The 13,902-nt window shown below is 70.0% G+C and carries 14 protein-coding genes and 1 pseudogene; 2 read left to right on the forward strand and 13 right to left on the reverse strand.

Features of this window, described 5'->3' with window-relative positions; translation table 11 throughout:
* Window positions 1-114: 114 nt before the first annotated feature.
* Window positions 115-1,434 (forward strand): macrolide family glycosyltransferase, encoded by a 1,320-nt coding sequence (locus tag IE312_RS37245; protein ID WP_189986747.1) that lies wholly within the window; start codon window positions 115-117, stop codon window positions 1,432-1,434.
* A gap of 5 nt (window positions 1,435-1,439) precedes the next feature.
* The gene (locus IE312_RS37250) at window positions 1,440-2,015 is read left to right on the forward strand and encodes a DUF3995 domain-containing protein (protein WP_189986748.1); all 576 of its coding nucleotides are present in this window, start codon (window positions 1,440-1,442) and stop codon (window positions 2,013-2,015) included.
* Here the strand turns inward: IE312_RS37250 and IE312_RS37255 are convergent.
* The 13 genes and pseudogenes from IE312_RS37255 to IE312_RS37310 all read right to left on the reverse strand — a co-directional run.
* Window positions 2,012-3,976: an ABC1 kinase family protein gene (locus tag IE312_RS37255; protein ID WP_189986749.1), complete on the reverse strand. Its 1,965-nt coding sequence runs from the start codon at window positions 3,974-3,976 to the stop codon at window positions 2,012-2,014. The genes IE312_RS37250 and IE312_RS37255 overlap by 4 nt on opposite strands.
* A 20-nt stretch (window positions 3,977-3,996) precedes the next feature.
* Complete coding sequence (locus tag IE312_RS37260; protein ID WP_189986750.1) at window positions 3,997-4,788, reverse strand: ABC transporter permease; 792 nt, start codon at window positions 4,786-4,788, stop codon at window positions 3,997-3,999.
* Window positions 4,788-5,756, reverse strand: a complete 969-nt coding sequence (locus IE312_RS37265; RefSeq protein WP_189986751.1) for an ATP-binding cassette domain-containing protein — start codon at window positions 5,754-5,756, stop codon at window positions 4,788-4,790. The genes IE312_RS37260 and IE312_RS37265 overlap by 1 nt, the downstream gene beginning before the upstream one ends.
* A gap of 48 nt (window positions 5,757-5,804) precedes the next feature.
* Window positions 5,805-7,487 carry a phytoene desaturase family protein gene (locus IE312_RS37270; RefSeq protein WP_229900908.1) on the reverse strand — a complete coding sequence of 561 codons (1,683 nt, stop codon included), beginning with the start codon at window positions 7,485-7,487 and terminating at the stop codon, window positions 5,805-5,807.
* 93 nt (window positions 7,488-7,580) lie between these two features.
* Complete coding sequence (locus IE312_RS37275) at window positions 7,581-8,696, reverse strand: beta-ketoacyl synthase N-terminal-like domain-containing protein (RefSeq protein WP_229900909.1); 1,116 nt, start codon at window positions 8,694-8,696, stop codon at window positions 7,581-7,583.
* Window positions 8,697-8,752: 56 nt separating this feature from the next.
* On the reverse strand, window positions 8,753-9,160 hold the full coding sequence (locus IE312_RS37280; RefSeq protein WP_189986753.1) for a hypothetical protein: 408 nt from the start codon (window positions 9,158-9,160) through the stop codon (window positions 8,753-8,755).
* A gap of 2 nt (window positions 9,161-9,162) precedes the next feature.
* Entirely contained in the window at window positions 9,163-9,570 is a 408-nt protein-coding gene (locus IE312_RS37285) for a hypothetical protein (protein ID WP_189986754.1), read from the reverse strand.
* A 1-nt stretch (window position 9,571) separates the two neighbouring features.
* Window positions 9,572-9,919 (reverse strand): DsrE family protein, encoded by a 348-nt coding sequence (locus IE312_RS37290; protein ID WP_189986755.1) that lies wholly within the window; start codon window positions 9,917-9,919, stop codon window positions 9,572-9,574.
* Window positions 9,920-10,048: 129 nt separating this feature from the next.
* A complete protein-coding gene (locus IE312_RS43550; protein ID WP_229900910.1) occupies window positions 10,049-10,261 on the reverse strand; it encodes a hypothetical protein in 213 nt (70 codons plus the stop codon).
* 13 nt (window positions 10,262-10,274) lie between these two features.
* A pseudogene (locus IE312_RS44235) lies at window positions 10,275-10,517 on the reverse strand (macrolide family glycosyltransferase); the annotation flags it as partial.
* A 24-nt stretch (window positions 10,518-10,541) separates the two neighbouring features.
* Window positions 10,542-11,225 (reverse strand): glycosyltransferase, encoded by a 684-nt coding sequence (locus tag IE312_RS37300; RefSeq protein ID WP_189986757.1) that lies wholly within the window; start codon window positions 11,223-11,225, stop codon window positions 10,542-10,544.
* A 5-nt stretch (window positions 11,226-11,230) separates the two neighbouring features.
* Entirely contained in the window at window positions 11,231-12,421 is a 1,191-nt protein-coding gene (locus tag IE312_RS37305; protein WP_189986758.1) for a cytochrome P450, read from the reverse strand.
* A 2-nt stretch (window positions 12,422-12,423) separates the two neighbouring features.
* Window positions 12,424-13,902 (reverse strand): alpha/beta fold hydrolase (locus tag IE312_RS37310; RefSeq protein ID WP_189986759.1); only part of this gene is annotated, 1,479 nt, incomplete at its 5' end.

Consider the following 13,902-nt stretch of genomic DNA (forward strand, 5'->3'; position numbering starts at 1 on the left):
TGACAGCAAGTTGACTCGGCTCTCTCTCAACGGTCCGGGGCTCGTTAGGGTCGACCCGGGTTTTAACCTAACCGGCCACTTCGGTCCATACTCGTTGCGAATTCGGAGGCGCCCATGAACGTCCAGTCGGAACGACCGGGGGAAGAGCAGGGAACGGACCGGCGGGCCGCAAACATCGTCTTATTCAACATTCCAGCCGACGGGCACGTGAACCCAAATCTGGCGTTCGCCGCCAAACTCGTGAGGCGGGGCCACCGGGTCAGTTTCTCCATCGACGAGCGGCACGCCCCGCAAGTCCGCGCGACCGGCGCGACCCCCGTGGTCTACGACACCACCTTCCCCCGCGCCGACCGCTGGGAGCGCTTCCCGCTACACGACGTCATCGAGATGTCGTCGCTATTCCTGGACGAGGCGATCGCCGTCCTCCCCCAGCAGCGCAAGGCCTTCGAGGACGCCAGGCCCGATTTGGTCCTGTACGACTACGCCGCACTGTCCGCCCAGGTGCTGGCCCACGAGTGGGGGGTGCCCGCCGTCCGGTTGTCCCCGACCCGCGTGTCGAGCAGGACCTACGAGGAGGACCTCGCCCCCTTCTACGCCTCGGTGGCGGAGGACGAGAGGTGGCGGGCGTACCGGCGCAGGTTTCGCCGGTGGCTCGACGACGCCGGGATCGGGATGCCGGTCGACAGGTTCCTGTACGTCGGGTTCGCCGACCACTGCGTGGTTACCGTCCCCCGCCAGTTCCAGGCCGACGCCACTGAACAGGATACCGATCACACGTTCGTCGGGCCGGTCGTGCGCGAGCAGGAGCACCAGGAGCCCTGGGTCCCGCCGGCTGGCGGACGGCCGGTGCCGCTGGTCGCCTTCGGCACCATCGCGCCGGAGGTGCCGCAGGTGCAGCGGGTGTACTTCGAGTGCCTGGAGGCATTCGCCGACTCGCCGTGGCACGTGGTGATGTCCATCGGCCGGCAGCTCGACCCGGAGGTGTTCGGCGAGCTGCCCGGGAACATTGAACTACTGCCACCGCAGTTACAAATCCTGGCGCACGCCGACGCCTTTGTCACTCACGCCGGCATGGGCTCGGTGATGGAGGCGATTCACCACGCCGTCCCGTTGATCGCCGTACCGATGGGTTTCGACCAGACAGAGAACGCCCGGGTGATCGAGCGGCTGGGCATAGGTGCCAGGCTGCCCTTCGAGGGGGTCACGGGTCAGGAGATCCGCAAGGCGGCGGACGAGGTGCGGGGGGACCCTGAGGTCGGGCAGCGCCGGCGGGAGGGGCGCGAGGACGTGCGCCGGGCGGGCGGGGCGCGTCCGGCGGGCGACGCAATAGAGCGGCTGCTGACGCGCCGCCAGGCCGGGGAGGCTCAGCCCCTGGGTGGAGGCCAGGTCGTCCCACGGCCTGACGCCGAGGTGACCCACGCACGGGGAGAATAGCCGTCATGACAATTACACCGAGGCAAGGGGCGGACCGGACGGACTCCGGCACGGTCGGGATCGGACGTCTTTTCCAGCGAGCCGCCGTGGCCTCTTTCTTATGGGCCCTCGTGTTCACGGCCTTTCATTTCTACTGGTTCGCGGGAGGACGCTTCGGCCTCGGCGACGGCCCGGAAATGATTCCGGAGACGAAAACCACGGCGGACTTCGTCTGGGCTTCTGTAATCACCTCGATGTTCGTGGTCGGAATTGTTCTTCCAGTGGCTTTGACGCGGCCGTGGGGGTACCGGATTCCGCGCTGGATCACCGTCTGCTGCCTGTGGACCGGTGCGGTGCTGCTCGTGGTGCGGGGAGGCGCGGGACTACTCGACACTGCGCTGCGTGAGACGGGCCTGGCGGACCGGGGACTGACGGGCTTGACGTACCAGGAGATCACCGGGGACGCGCATCCCTCGCTGAACACCAAGGTGTCGGGGAGCTGCATCGACGCCTACTTCGTCCTGGGCGGCCTGCTGTACGGCCGTGCGGCGCTGCTGCACCGGCGGCTGGGCCGAGCCGCCGATTTGAACGAAACCCCCTAGTCGGATGTCCCTCGGGATATGAGGAAGAGCAGGCGCAGTCCGAGGACGCCGGCCACCACCAGCAGGTGGTAGCCGAGCAGCTGGAAGAACGGGATGCCGGGGACGACGAGAGGGCCGCCGCGGATGGTCAGAAGGACGACGGACATCACACCGCAGGTCGCTGCAATGAAGGTGAGCAGCACCTCGTGCACCAACGACCGGATGTAGCGTCGGTCGCGGGCGTCGGCAAAGAGCCTGACCCCGACGCCCAGCCTGCCCTGCTCCAGAGCGCTCGTGACGCGCTCCAGACGGCGCGGCATCCGGCGGAGCATCTCCCACACCGAGGCCAGTTCGGCCAGGCTGACCGGGGGCGTGCCGTCCGGGAGGGCCGACGCCATGCCGACTCGGCCGAGTCTGACGTCGACCAGACGCCTGGCCTCGTCGACCAGCGAGAAGCCTGGTACGACGGTCATCAGCGTGCCCTCCAGCGTGCCCAGGGCGCGGAAAACCGCGGCGACCTCGGGCGGCACCTTGAGGCCGTACCGGGAGACCAGGCGGAACAGGTCACCGAAGACCTCGACGTTCGCTGTACCGCCGACGGCGAAGTGACGGGACAGGAACCGCCCGAGGGCCCGTTCGAGTCCCGGTTCGTCCACCTCGTCGGGGCGGGTAACGATGACGAGAAGGGCGTCGCACAGCGCCGCCGCGTCCCCCGAGTGCAGGGCCAAGAGGAAGGCGCGCAGGCCGGATCGCACAATAGCGTCGATGCGGCCCATGGAGCCGAAGTCCACGAGCCCCACCTCGCCGTCGTCGAGCAGCAGGACGTTGCCGGGGTGCGGGTCGGCGTGGAACAGCCCGTCGGTCATCACCTGCTCGAACATCTCGGTCAGCAGGGCACGGGCCAACCGCAGTCGCTCCTCGCGGGGCAGGCCGGGCAGTTGCGGCGCCGTGCTGACCGGTTTCCCCGGCAGCCGCTCCAGCACCAGCACCCGTTCGCCGGACAGCTCGGCATGGACGGCGGGCACCCGGACGGCGGGCTTCCGGCCGCGCCCGGCCCGGGCGGCTGTCGTGGCGGCCACGTTCGCGGCCTCCACTCGGAAGTCGAGTTCCTCCTGAACTGACTGGGCGAATCCTTCGGCGAGTTCCCGTGCTCCGAGAGCGCGGGCCCAGCGGGTACGCCGCTCCAGCGCCCTCACCAGGCTGTGGATGATCTCCAGGTCACGTCGGACCACACCAGCGATGGCGGGCCTGCGGACCTTCACCACCACGTCCTCCCCAGAATGCGTGCGCGCGGAGTGCACCTGGGCAATGGACGCGGCCGCGATGGGGACCGGGTCGAACATGGCGAACGCCTGTTCTACGGGGACGCCGAGCTCCACTGCCAGCGACTCGCGGATCAGGGACCAGAGCTCGGGGGGCACCTGGTGGTGCAGGCGGCTCAGTTCACGGACGAACTCGGGCGGCAGCAGGTCCTGACGGCTGGCCAATACCTGGCCGAGTTTGACGAACGTCGCCCCACCCTGTTCCAGTGCCAGGCGCAGCGGCCGGGCCAGCGCCGCCCCGGCTTCCGCTTGTGGCCCACGGTGCGGCGCGCCGGTCAGGTAGGGGCGCAGCCCATGCCGCATCACGATGGCCGCGATCTGGGAGTACCTGCGGGTCCGGGCGATCCGTGAGCGCACCGCTCGCACCCAGTCGGCCGGCCATCCCACCGTGCCGCTCGGAGCCACCATTTCCAGCACCGCGAGGAACGCCGTGGTGACCACCAGCGTGGCGCCGAACTGCACTCCCGTGAGCACGCCGTGCTGCTCGGGCCGCTGCATCAGCAGGCTGAACGCAGCGAGACCGGCGAAGCTCACCAGCCCCGCGAGCAGTGAGCGGATGGTACCGATCCGCAGGCCGAGCAGTCTGCGGGCGCTGAGCACGAACGCAGTGATGAAGATGGTCATCACCAGCAGGGCGAGGAGGAACTGGGCCACCTTCATCACAGCGCAATCTCCTGACGTCAGTGCGCGGCAGCCCGGTTGTACGCGCGGGAGGACAGCGGAGCCACGACAGCGAGCAGGACTCCGCAGGTCAGAAGCGCTGTGATGACGGGGTGCTGGGCGGGCAGCGCGTCGCTGACCGTGGTGGAGGGGTTGCCCCACAGTTGCCGACAGCCACTGACCACGGCGCTGATCGGGTTCCACTCGGCCATGACCTGCATCCAGCGGGGCAACCCGTCGAGCGGCACGAAGGAGTTGGACAGGAAAGCGAAGGGCATCGTCATGAGCGACGCGATGGTGTTCACCGCCTCAGGGCTGCGTACGACGAGCCCTATCAACGCGCCGAACCAGCACATCGTGAACCCGAGCAGCAGCAAGAGCCCGAAGCCCGCGAGGGTCTTGAGCAGACCGTGGTGTGCGCGCCATCCGATGAGCAGGCCGACGGCAGCCATCACCACACAGCTGAGGGCGGTCATGGCCAGATCCGAGAACGTGCGGCCCAGCAACACGGCGTACCGGGACATCGGAAGCGACCGAAAGCGGTCGACCAGCCCATTCTTCAGGTCGTCTGCCACACCGGCGGCGCTGGTGCCCACGGCGGAGAACATCACCATCGTGAAGATGCCCGCCATGATGTATTCGCGGTAGTTGCCGTTGCCCGGAACGGTCATGGCGCTGCCGAAAAGGTAGCCGAAGATCAGCACCATGACGACCGGGGCGATCGTCACCCCGATGAGCTTCTCCGGGACCCTGATGATGTGCCGCATGTGCCGGCCCGTCAGTGCCATCACATCGTCGACCAGCTCGCCCATTAGGCTGTCACCTCCTGCTCCTCGACGGCCTCGGCGCTGCCGGCCTGACCGGTGAGCGAGAGGAAGACGTCGTCCATGGACGGCCGGCGCATCGCGAAGTCCGTGACTTCCACTCCCCGGTCCCGCAAGGCCGAGGCCGCCTCCGCGATCGCGCCGATGCCGGAGGCCACCGGCACCGTCAGCGTGCACCCGTTGTCCGAGGTGCCTGCGCTGCCCACCGATATCCGTTCCAGTATCCGCAGAGCCTCGGCCGCGTCGGAGGCGTCGGCCAGGGAGACCTCCAGTCGTTCACCGCCGACCTTGCGTTTGAGTTCGTCGGGGGTGCCGTCCGCGATGACCTGCCCCTTGTCGATGACCGCGATACGGTCGGCCAGGTGGTCGGCCTCTTCCAGGTACTGAGTGGTGAGCAGGACGGTGACGCCCGCGTCGACCTGTTCACGGACCATGCTCCAGAGCGTCATCCGGCTGGTCAGGTCGAGGCCCGTGGTGGGCTCGTCGAGGAAGAGCACGGCCGGTTCGGCGAGCAGGCTGGCGGCCAGGTCGAGCCGGCGGCGCATGCCGCCGGAGTACGTCTTGGTCTCCCGGTGGGCGGCGTGGGTCAGGTCGAATCGCTCCAGCAGCTCGCCGGCGCGCTTCCTGGCACCGGCCCGCCCCAGCCGGTAGAGCCGCCCGATCAGAGTGAGGTTCTCCCTGCCGGTCAGTCGCTCGTCGACCGCCGCGTACTGGCCGGCCAGCCCGATCCGCCTGCGCACCTCCTTGGGCTGCTCGACGACGTCGTGACCGGCCACCGTGGCGCGGCCGTCGTCCGGCGGCAGCAGGGTGGCCAGGATCCGCACCGTCGTCGTCTTCCCCGCTCCGTTGGGGCCGAGGACGCCGAGCACCGTGCCCTCGGGCACGCTGAGATTCACCCCCTTGAGGACCTCGGTGTCCCCGTACCGTTTGCGGAGTCCCTCCGCCTCGATCGCCACTTCTCGATTCCTCCTCGCGATGTCGCCGCCATGTGCTCCGGCGCCCGGTCAGCGGCGGTTGATGCCCGCCAGTCCTTTGGCCCCGTGCCTGTCGGTGCCCCGGGACACGGCGAGCGGGTCCCAGCGCGGCCCGCGTTCCGGCAGCAGTTCCGGATCGCCGAGCACCGCGCCGGAGTGGGCCTCGTGCATCAGCCGGCGCCCGACCATCTGGGCGGCGCAGGCGATGCCGCCGACGGCGACTCCCGTGATGCCGCTGCCGTAACGGGTGTTGGCGCCGACCACGTGGAGTCCCGTCACCGGTGTCCTGGTGTCCGGGCGTCCCCCCGGACCGCCCCACTCGGCGAGGCCGAAGGGCGTGCCGCCGGTGGACAGGGTGTAGCGCTCGTGCGTGAGCGGCGTCGCCGCCTCCAGGTGCACCACGCGGTCGCGGAACGGTCCGAGCACCTTCTCGGCGGCCCTGAGCATGGCCTCGGTGAACCGTTCCTTGTGGTGCCGGTAGTCCGGATCGCGGCGGTAGCGGGTGCCCTCGGCCGGCCCTCCGGTGACGCCCCAGCGTTCGTACTCCGGTGGACACAGCGTCATCAGCTGGAAGTTGCTGTGCCCGGGCGGGCACACCGTGGCCGACTTCGGGTCCTTCTGTGAGGCGAACGACATGAACAGGAACGGGACCGGGTCGATGTCCCCGGCCGCGAGCCGCTCGTAGTAGGCGTCGATGTCATCGTCGGCGTACCACCACAGGTTGGCGTTAGGCCGGTCCGGCAGCGGCGTGTCGGTGGCGACGTACAGAGTGGCGAAGGGCAGGCCCATCGTCGCCTCACGGGTCTTCGCGACGAGGCGGCGGGGGAAGTGTTCGGCGCCGACGAGGTCCAGGACGGTCCTGCGGTAGTCGGCGTTGGAGACGACGACGGGGGCGCTGAAGTGCCGTCCGTCCCTGAGCCCGACGCCGGTCACTCCGCCGTCCTCGACCAGGATGCGTTCGACCCTGGCACGGGTGAGCAGGCGACCGCCGTGCGCCTCGAGAACCTCCACCAGCCCCGCGGCCATCATCTGCCCGCCGCCCTCGGGGTAGTAGGCGCCGCGCACATAGTGGTCGGTGACGGCCGCGTGCATGGAGACCGTCGCCTGCCGCGGTCCCATGCCGTAGTTGGGGGACTGCGCCGCGAGCAGCGTCCGGGCCTTGGCCGACAGACCGCACTCCTCGAACAGCTCGTGCAGGGTGCGCCGCCCCCAGCGGACCGTCATGGGCGCGCGGGCGACGAGTTCGGTGATCGACAGGTCCCGGTCGGAGAGCAGCGCCTGGCGGGTCTCCTCGCCCAGGCCCTCGCAGACGTCGGCGAAGGCGTCGATGCCCGCCTCCTCCCCCGGCAGGACCTCCTTCAGCCGCCCGCGGTACTCGGACCAGCCCGCCGGCATGAACATGGACACGCCCGGCGTGACGATCTCGTCGAAGCCGTCCTGGTCCATCGGCAGGTAGCGGAGCCGGTCCCGCAGCCCGAGGCCGTCGAAGATGGCGGGCAGCACACCGTCGGGGCCGCAGTCGCCGAGGTAGTGCACGCCCACGTCGAACTCGTAGGACCTGCGGCGGCGGAAGACATGGCTGTTGCCACCCGCGACGTCATGCTGTTCCAGCACCAGCACCCGCCGGCCGGAGACCGCCAGGTAGGCGGCGCACACCAGGCCACCGATGCCGGAGCCGACCACGATCACGTCCCACGCATCGGTCTTCGTCACTCTGGGCCACCCCATCCTGTTCTCGTCGATCCGCACCGTGGCAGCCTCCGCCGCCCGTCACAGCCAGGCTGGCCAGAACCTGCCAACCGGTCTTCAGCGCAGCCGAAGCAGCGCAACTGCGACCGCTCCGTCGCGGTCCACCGAGGTGATCACGGCCACCCGTCCGCTCGCCGCCGGGTCGTCCTGCGCGAGCGCCAGCACCGAGACGATCTGGAACGCCGCGGAGGCCGCCGACGTGTCACCGATCAGCTCGCGCTGCGACAGCCACCGCGGGCCGTCGGGGAACAACCGTCGCAGGACGTCGCGCTCGGCGGTCGCGCCGGCGCCCTCGGGGGTCGAGGGGGCGACGGCCCAGACCTGCGCCGGGTCCACGCCGACGCGTCCCAGGGCTCGCTCCACACACCGGGTGAGCGGGCCGCTGACGTCCTGTTCCCCCGCCACCGCCGTCTCGACGCGGAGCAGGTCGGCCAGGCCCCCGCCGTCGGCCACCGCCTCGCCCGGCACCAGCCGCACCATCGCACAGCCCTCACCGAGCAGCGCCGGGTGCTCCTGCGCACCGCGGGTGTGGTGCTCCAGCCAGGACCGGGCGTCGGAGTACTCCTCGGCCGCGCCGCACAGCACGCTCCGGGCCCTCCCCGAGGTCAGCAGGCGGCGCCCGTAGTTGAGCGCCTGCAGGCCCGACGCACGGCCGGCCGCGACGGTGAGGTTGGGGCCTTTCAGCCCGTACCAGATCGCGCACTGACCCGCGGCACAATTCATCACCGTGTTCGGGAACCGGGAGGGGTCGACGTGGAAGGGCTTGTCCTGGGTGAAGGTGTCCCGGGTGAAGTCCATCATGCTCTGCGCGCTGCCGGTGTTCGTGCCCAGCACGAGTCCGACCCGGGACCCGTCCGGTACCGGCTCCCCGCTGTGCGCGCTGTCCTCGCCGAGGAGTCTGCCGACCGCTGTGACGGCCAGTCCCGTCACCCTGTCCATGGACCGGGTGCCCTTGCGCCCCAGCGCCTCGCGGACCGAGAAGCCGGGGACGAGGCAGGCCCGCTCGTCGGGCCCGTTCCACTGCTCGTCCGTCAGGGCCGTCGCCGTGGACCGGCCGGTACGGACGCCCTCGGCGAACGAGTCCCGGCCGATGCCGTACGAGGACACGGCCGACCAGCCCGATATGACAGGGGGAAGCTTTCCAGTAGCCAACGCCGTCACAGCCTTCTCCACTCCTTCGTCCTTGGTCTCGGCCCGCCGGCACCCGCGGGGGCCGGTTCGGGGAGAACTCACAGATAGAAAACCGACCGGTACGCGGACCAGCGGGCGGTTATCTCGCCGGCCGGCACCGTCCGTACGTCCGGCAGCAGTGCCGCGGGGCTCAGCCCGTGTGCCGGCAGGTCGGGCTCCTCGACCCAGACCCCCACCCCGCTGTCCAGCAGGACGGCCAGGTTCACGCGCGGGTCGTTGACCGTGTGCAGGTCCTGACCGCCCAGCCGCAGGGCCGGGGTGGCACCCCGCACGGCGTAGGTGACGGCCGGCCCCCGCAACAGCAGGTCGAGGCCGCCGAGGTGGATGTGGAAGAGGTAGGCGCAGTAGAGGGCGTCGGAGAACTGGGTCTCGACGGCTCCCCGGTAGGCCCGCTCGACAATGGCCAGCGCTCTGCCCTGCCCGGGTTCGGCCGCGTGCGAGCTCATCGTCACATCACCCCCAGGTGGAACGTCTTGGCCGCGGCGGCGACGTGCTCGGCGTACTTCGCCGGCGCCCGCACCGGCACCTGGGGGATGTGGTCGACCGCTCCGCGGTCGTCGCTGCAGAACCGACAGGCGAACCAGTGCAGGCGCCCTGGGTGCGCGTCGAGCATCCGCCGGACGACGAGGCTGGTGGACGGGTACTCGGTCGACCACGCGGCGAGGTTGCGGGGCTTGCCGTCCCCCAGCGCCCGCTGGGTCAGCATGGTGGCGTAGCCGCAGGCCCACACCTGGACGGACGCCCCGCGGTCGAGTAGGGCCTGGGTCAGCCGCAGGGCACTGGTGAGCAGGTCGCTCTCATGGGGCGCACCCATGAGGGTGATGAGCACGTCGGTGTGCGGAAGAATGCGTGTCATGTCAGTGCCACACCAGCCTGACCTGGGGTTCCAGCAGCCGGGCCGCCGTCCACGCCATGTCCACCACTTGCGCGCCCGGCTGCAGGCGGGCGTCGGTCATACCACGCTGCGCGAGCGAGAAGTCGTCCACCCACAGTTCGCCGCCGGCCTGCAGCAGAGCCTTGACGTGCGGTGAGGCGTCCCGTACCGCGAAGGTGACCGCGTCCTGCAGGCAGAGCAGCTGAACCTGGTTCCCGGCCTCGGCGAGGGCGCAGGCGTCCTGCAGGAAGGCGCCCCGTGGGTCCGTCCAGATGCCCTTGGTCTCCACGAGCAGGTGGGATGTCGATGGGGTTCGGGTGTTCGGGTCCATGGCCTTCCTGCCCTCAGACGGCTGTCGTGCCGGGTACGGCCCGATGAGCTTCGGCGTCGCCCGCAGTGAACTCCAGGCGCCTGGCAAGCTCCTGCCACCGGCCGGTGCCGCCGGGCAGCTGCGACTCGATCAGTTCGGCCGGGATGCGCCGCCCAGCCGTCGCATCCGCGCACGGGTCTCGGTCACGCGCCGGGCGACCGCGGGATCGGAGGCGACCGAGAACACGGCCTCCCGCAGCGCGGACACGGTCGCCTCCTCCTGCGGGAGGTGCCTGCCGAGTCCCAGGTCCGCGATCCTGACCGCGTTGACCGGCTGGTCGTTGACCTGAGGGACGGTGACCATGGACGCCGTGGTGCATCGCCTCGAGTACTGATCCCATGCCCACGTGCGTGATGAACGCCTTCGCCCGTGCCAGCACCCGCAGCTGGGGCACGCTGGCACGGGTCTCGACGTTGCCGGGCAAAGGGCCGAGCAGGGCCGGATCGAGTCGGCCGGTGGCCATCACCACGTGCCACGGTGTCCCGGCGAACGCCTGCGCGCAGCGCCGGTAGAACTCCGGCCGGTCGCTGCCCGCGGTGCCGAGGGCCACCAGCAGCACCGGGGTGTCCGCGGCGGGTGCCCGTCACTGGCCCTGATGGGACCGCTCGCCCAGGCAGGGACCCGTGAACGCATACCGTTCGTCGGCCCGTTCCCCGTGCAGCTGGAAAAACCGCGGGATCGGGACCAGGCACCGCTCGGGCCGGCCGGTGTAGTCGTCCACGGACAGGGTGATTCCGGCCTCGTCGAGCAGCTTCCTGAATCCGTGCCGGTACTCCTGCCAGCGGGGATCGTCGAGGAACAGCTCCTCGAACAGGTGTTGCCGTTGCTCACGTTCCTCGGGTGTCGCGGGGGAGACGTGGGTCGTGGAGAGGCACACGCACCACACCTTCAGGCGGTGGGCGAGCAGCCGGCCGGTGAGCGCGCCGAAGTCGTGCAGGACCAGGTCCGGCGGATCGGCATCGAAGGCACGGAGCTGTCCCGGCAGAACGGAGACGGCCGCCCGCAGGGCGAGCCGCATCATGGCCACGGGATCGTCCGACGGCCAGTCCCCGACCCGGTCCGATGCCGGAAGCGTCGTCCCGTACGGCACGAGGGCGGCGCCGACCGCCCTGACCTGCGGACCGAATTCCTCGGGCACGGCGTAGCTGACGCGGTGGCCCCGCCGGACGAGTTCCGCGACGATGCCCAGGGTGGGGTTCACGTGCCCGTGTGCGGGGATGTTGAGCACGGCGATGTGCGCTGGACGCGGGGACGCTGTGGCGGCCATCCGGGTCACGCTCTCTTGACGATGACGGGCAGCCTGGAGGCTCCGATCATGTCCGAGGTGTCGAGGAACTCGATGTCCCCGAGCGGGTTCACCGAGATGCGCGCGTACCGGTCGAGGAGCAGGTTGAACGCGATCCTGCTCTCCAGCCTGGCCAGCGGTGCGCCGATGCAGTAGTGGATGCCCTGGCCGAAGCCGACATGGCGGTTCGGGGCGCGGTGGATGTCGAAGCGGTCCGGGTCGGGGAAGGCGTTCGCGTCACGGTTCGCCGAGGAGATCCACACGTGGACCAGCTCGCCGGCGGGAATCAGCTGCCCGCCGAGCTCCACGTCCTCGCTGGTCATCCGGACGAAGTTGCTGAAAGACGGCCGGGTGCGGACGACCTCCTCGATGGCCTGGGGAACCAGTCGCCGGTCGGCGCGGACCTCGTCGTACTGCTGGGGGAAACGATCGAACGTGAGGATGATGTTGCTGATCAGCGCCGCGGTGGTGGTGATGCCCCCCATCAGGAGCACTCCGGCGAAGCCGATGATCTCCTCGTCGTCGAGCCTGCGCCCGTCGAGTTCGGCCTGCACCAGGGCGGTGATCAGGTCGTCCCGCGGTGCGGCGCGACGCTTGCGGATCTGTTCGAACATGTAGCTGTTGAGGGACTTCAGCCGCATCGCGGTGGCCCGGTGCCCCTCGGCGCCGGTGTTGCTGGCGTGCAGCAGGTTCGCCCACTCGGCGAACAGGGGCGCGTCCTCGCGGGGGGCGCCGAGGATGGTGGCGATCACGGCGACCGGGAAGGGAAAGGCGAAGTCCTCCGCTATGTCGAACTGTTCCTTGTCACCGACCGCGTCGAGTAGTTCCCGGGCCAGCTCGGTGATCCAGGGCTCCTGCGCACCCATGTACCTGGCGCTGAACGCCTTGCTGACGAGCATGCGGAAGCTGCGGTGCCTGGGCTCGTCCATCGCGGCGATGTTCCCGCGGAAGAAGACGTCGTAGTCCTCCTGGGGCGGGGTGATGTCGGCCATGTCGTTGACGAAGGTCACCGTGTCGGCCGTGATCCGGGTGATGTCGGCGTGCCCGAAGACCGACCAGTGGAAGGTCTGCGGGTTGTAGCTCACCGGCTCGTCCCTGCGCATCTTCTCCAGCCAGCGGAAGAAGTGGGCGTTCGGCTCGGCCTGGTCCGGCCGGCGGGCGCTGTCGTCGGTCGTCATGGTCAGTTCTCCTTCGCGGTGGGGTGCGCCACGTCGTCCTGGCCTGCGCCGTCGATCCGGCGCAGCTCGGCGGCCAGGATCCGGCCGATCTCGGCGAGCGGGCCCGGCTTCATCAGGTCGGTGTGGTGCCGGTCGATCTCCGTGGTCCGGATCGCGCCGCCGACGTACGGCTGCCAGGTGTCCGGCTTGGGCGATATATCGATCTTGTCCAGGGTGGCGACGACCAACACGAGGTCACCGCTGAACTTCTCGGCCAGGTGGGAATTGAACAGTTCGCTGTTGTTGGCGTAGATCCGCGTGATGGCGGCGATGTGGCACTGTTCCAGGGAGGCCATCGCGCTGCCCAAACTCTGCAGCACCTCGGTCACGCGTTCATGGGTGAGCGGTCCGTCGCCGAGGTACCTTCGGTCGTAACCGACCCAGCGCAGCAAGTCGGCGAGGACGCCCTGTTCGTCGATGGGCGGCATCCGCTGGCCGGGGTAGGTGTCCAGCACGCTGAGCAGGTCGACGGTCTCCCCCAGCTGCTCCAGCCGGGCGGCCATGGCGTGGGCGATGACGCCGCCTGCCGAATAGCCCACCAGGCGGTACGGCCCGGCCGGTTGCACGGTCCGGATCTGCCGCACGTAGTCGTCGGCCATCTCCCCCAGGGACGAAGGCATCGGCTCGTCCCGGTCCAGTCCGCGGGCCTGCAGGCCGTACACCGGGTACTCGGGGCCGATGTGCTTGATGAGTCCGGAGTAGCACCAGCTGAGACCGCCGGCCGGATGGACGCAGAAGACCGGGGGCCGGGTGCCGAACGGCCGCAGCGGCAGCAGGACGTCGAGCGCGCCGCCCTCTTCGCCGCCCTCGTCGAGACGCGCGCTCAGTCGCGCGGGGGTGGGCGCCTCGAACAGGGTGCGTATCGTGAGGTCGGTGCCGAACTCGGCGTTCACCCGGGTCGTCAGGCGGTTGGCAAGCAGGGAGTCACCGCCCAGGTCGAAGAAGTTGGCGTCCACGCCGACCCGCCGGACACCGAGCATCTCGGCGAACAGGCCGCAGAGGATCTCCTCGCGAGGGGTGCGCGGAGGGCGTGCGCCGGCCGTGCCGGTCGTCTCGGGAACGGGCAGGGCCTTGTGGTTCAGCTTGCCGTTCACGGTCAGCGGGAAGGCTTCGAGGGTGACGACGGCGGAGGGAACCATGTGCTCGGGGAGGTTGCCCGCCAGGTGGGCGCGCACCGCGGCCGGGTCGGGCGTCGCACCGTCCGCCGGCACCGCGTAGGCGACCAGGCGCCGGTCGCCCGGCCGGTCCTCCCGGACGATCACGTGGGCCTGGGCAACGTCCGGGTGCGCCGCGACCGCGGCCTCGACCTCGCCGAGTTCGATCCGGAAACCACGCAACTTCACCTGGTCGTCCGCACGCCCCACGAACACCAGACGGCCGTCCCCGTCCCACCGCGCCACATCACCCGTCCGATACAACCGGCCACCCGCCGGCCCGAACGG

It is taken from the genome of Streptomyces capoamus, assembly GCF_014654935.1.
GTDB classification, from domain to species: Bacteria; Actinomycetota; Actinomycetes; order Streptomycetales; family Streptomycetaceae; genus Streptomyces; species Streptomyces capoamus.

Coding starts and splice junctions, on each gene's coding strand:
- IE312_RS37280 (WP_189986753.1), bottom strand. CDS start 9,160: ATGAGCTCGCACGCGGCCGAACCCGGGCAGGGCAGAGCGCTGGCCATT.
- IE312_RS43550 (WP_229900910.1), bottom strand. CDS start 10,261: ATGGTCACCGTCCCTCAGGTCAACGACCAGCCGGTCAACGCGGTCAGG.
- IE312_RS37300 (WP_189986757.1), bottom strand. CDS start 11,225: ATGGCCGCCACAGCGTCCCCGCGTCCAGCGCACATCGCCGTGCTCAAC.
- IE312_RS37305 (WP_189986758.1), bottom strand. CDS start 12,421: ATGACGACCGACGACAGCGCCCGCCGGCCGGACCAGGCCGAGCCGAAC.
- IE312_RS37260 (WP_189986750.1), bottom strand. CDS start 4,788: ATGGGCGAGCTGGTCGACGATGTGATGGCACTGACGGGCCGGCACATG.
- IE312_RS37255 (WP_189986749.1), bottom strand. CDS start 3,976: ATGAAGGTGGCCCAGTTCCTCCTCGCCCTGCTGGTGATGACCATCTTC.
- IE312_RS37290 (WP_189986755.1), bottom strand. CDS start 9,919: ATGGACCCGAACACCCGAACCCCATCGACATCCCACCTGCTCGTGGAG.
- IE312_RS37245 (WP_189986747.1), top strand. CDS start 115: ATGAACGTCCAGTCGGAACGACCGGGGGAAGAGCAGGGAACGGACCGG.
- IE312_RS37250 (WP_189986748.1), top strand. CDS start 1,440: ATGACAATTACACCGAGGCAAGGGGCGGACCGGACGGACTCCGGCACG.
- IE312_RS37285 (WP_189986754.1), bottom strand. CDS start 9,570: ATGACACGCATTCTTCCGCACACCGACGTGCTCATCACCCTCATGGGT.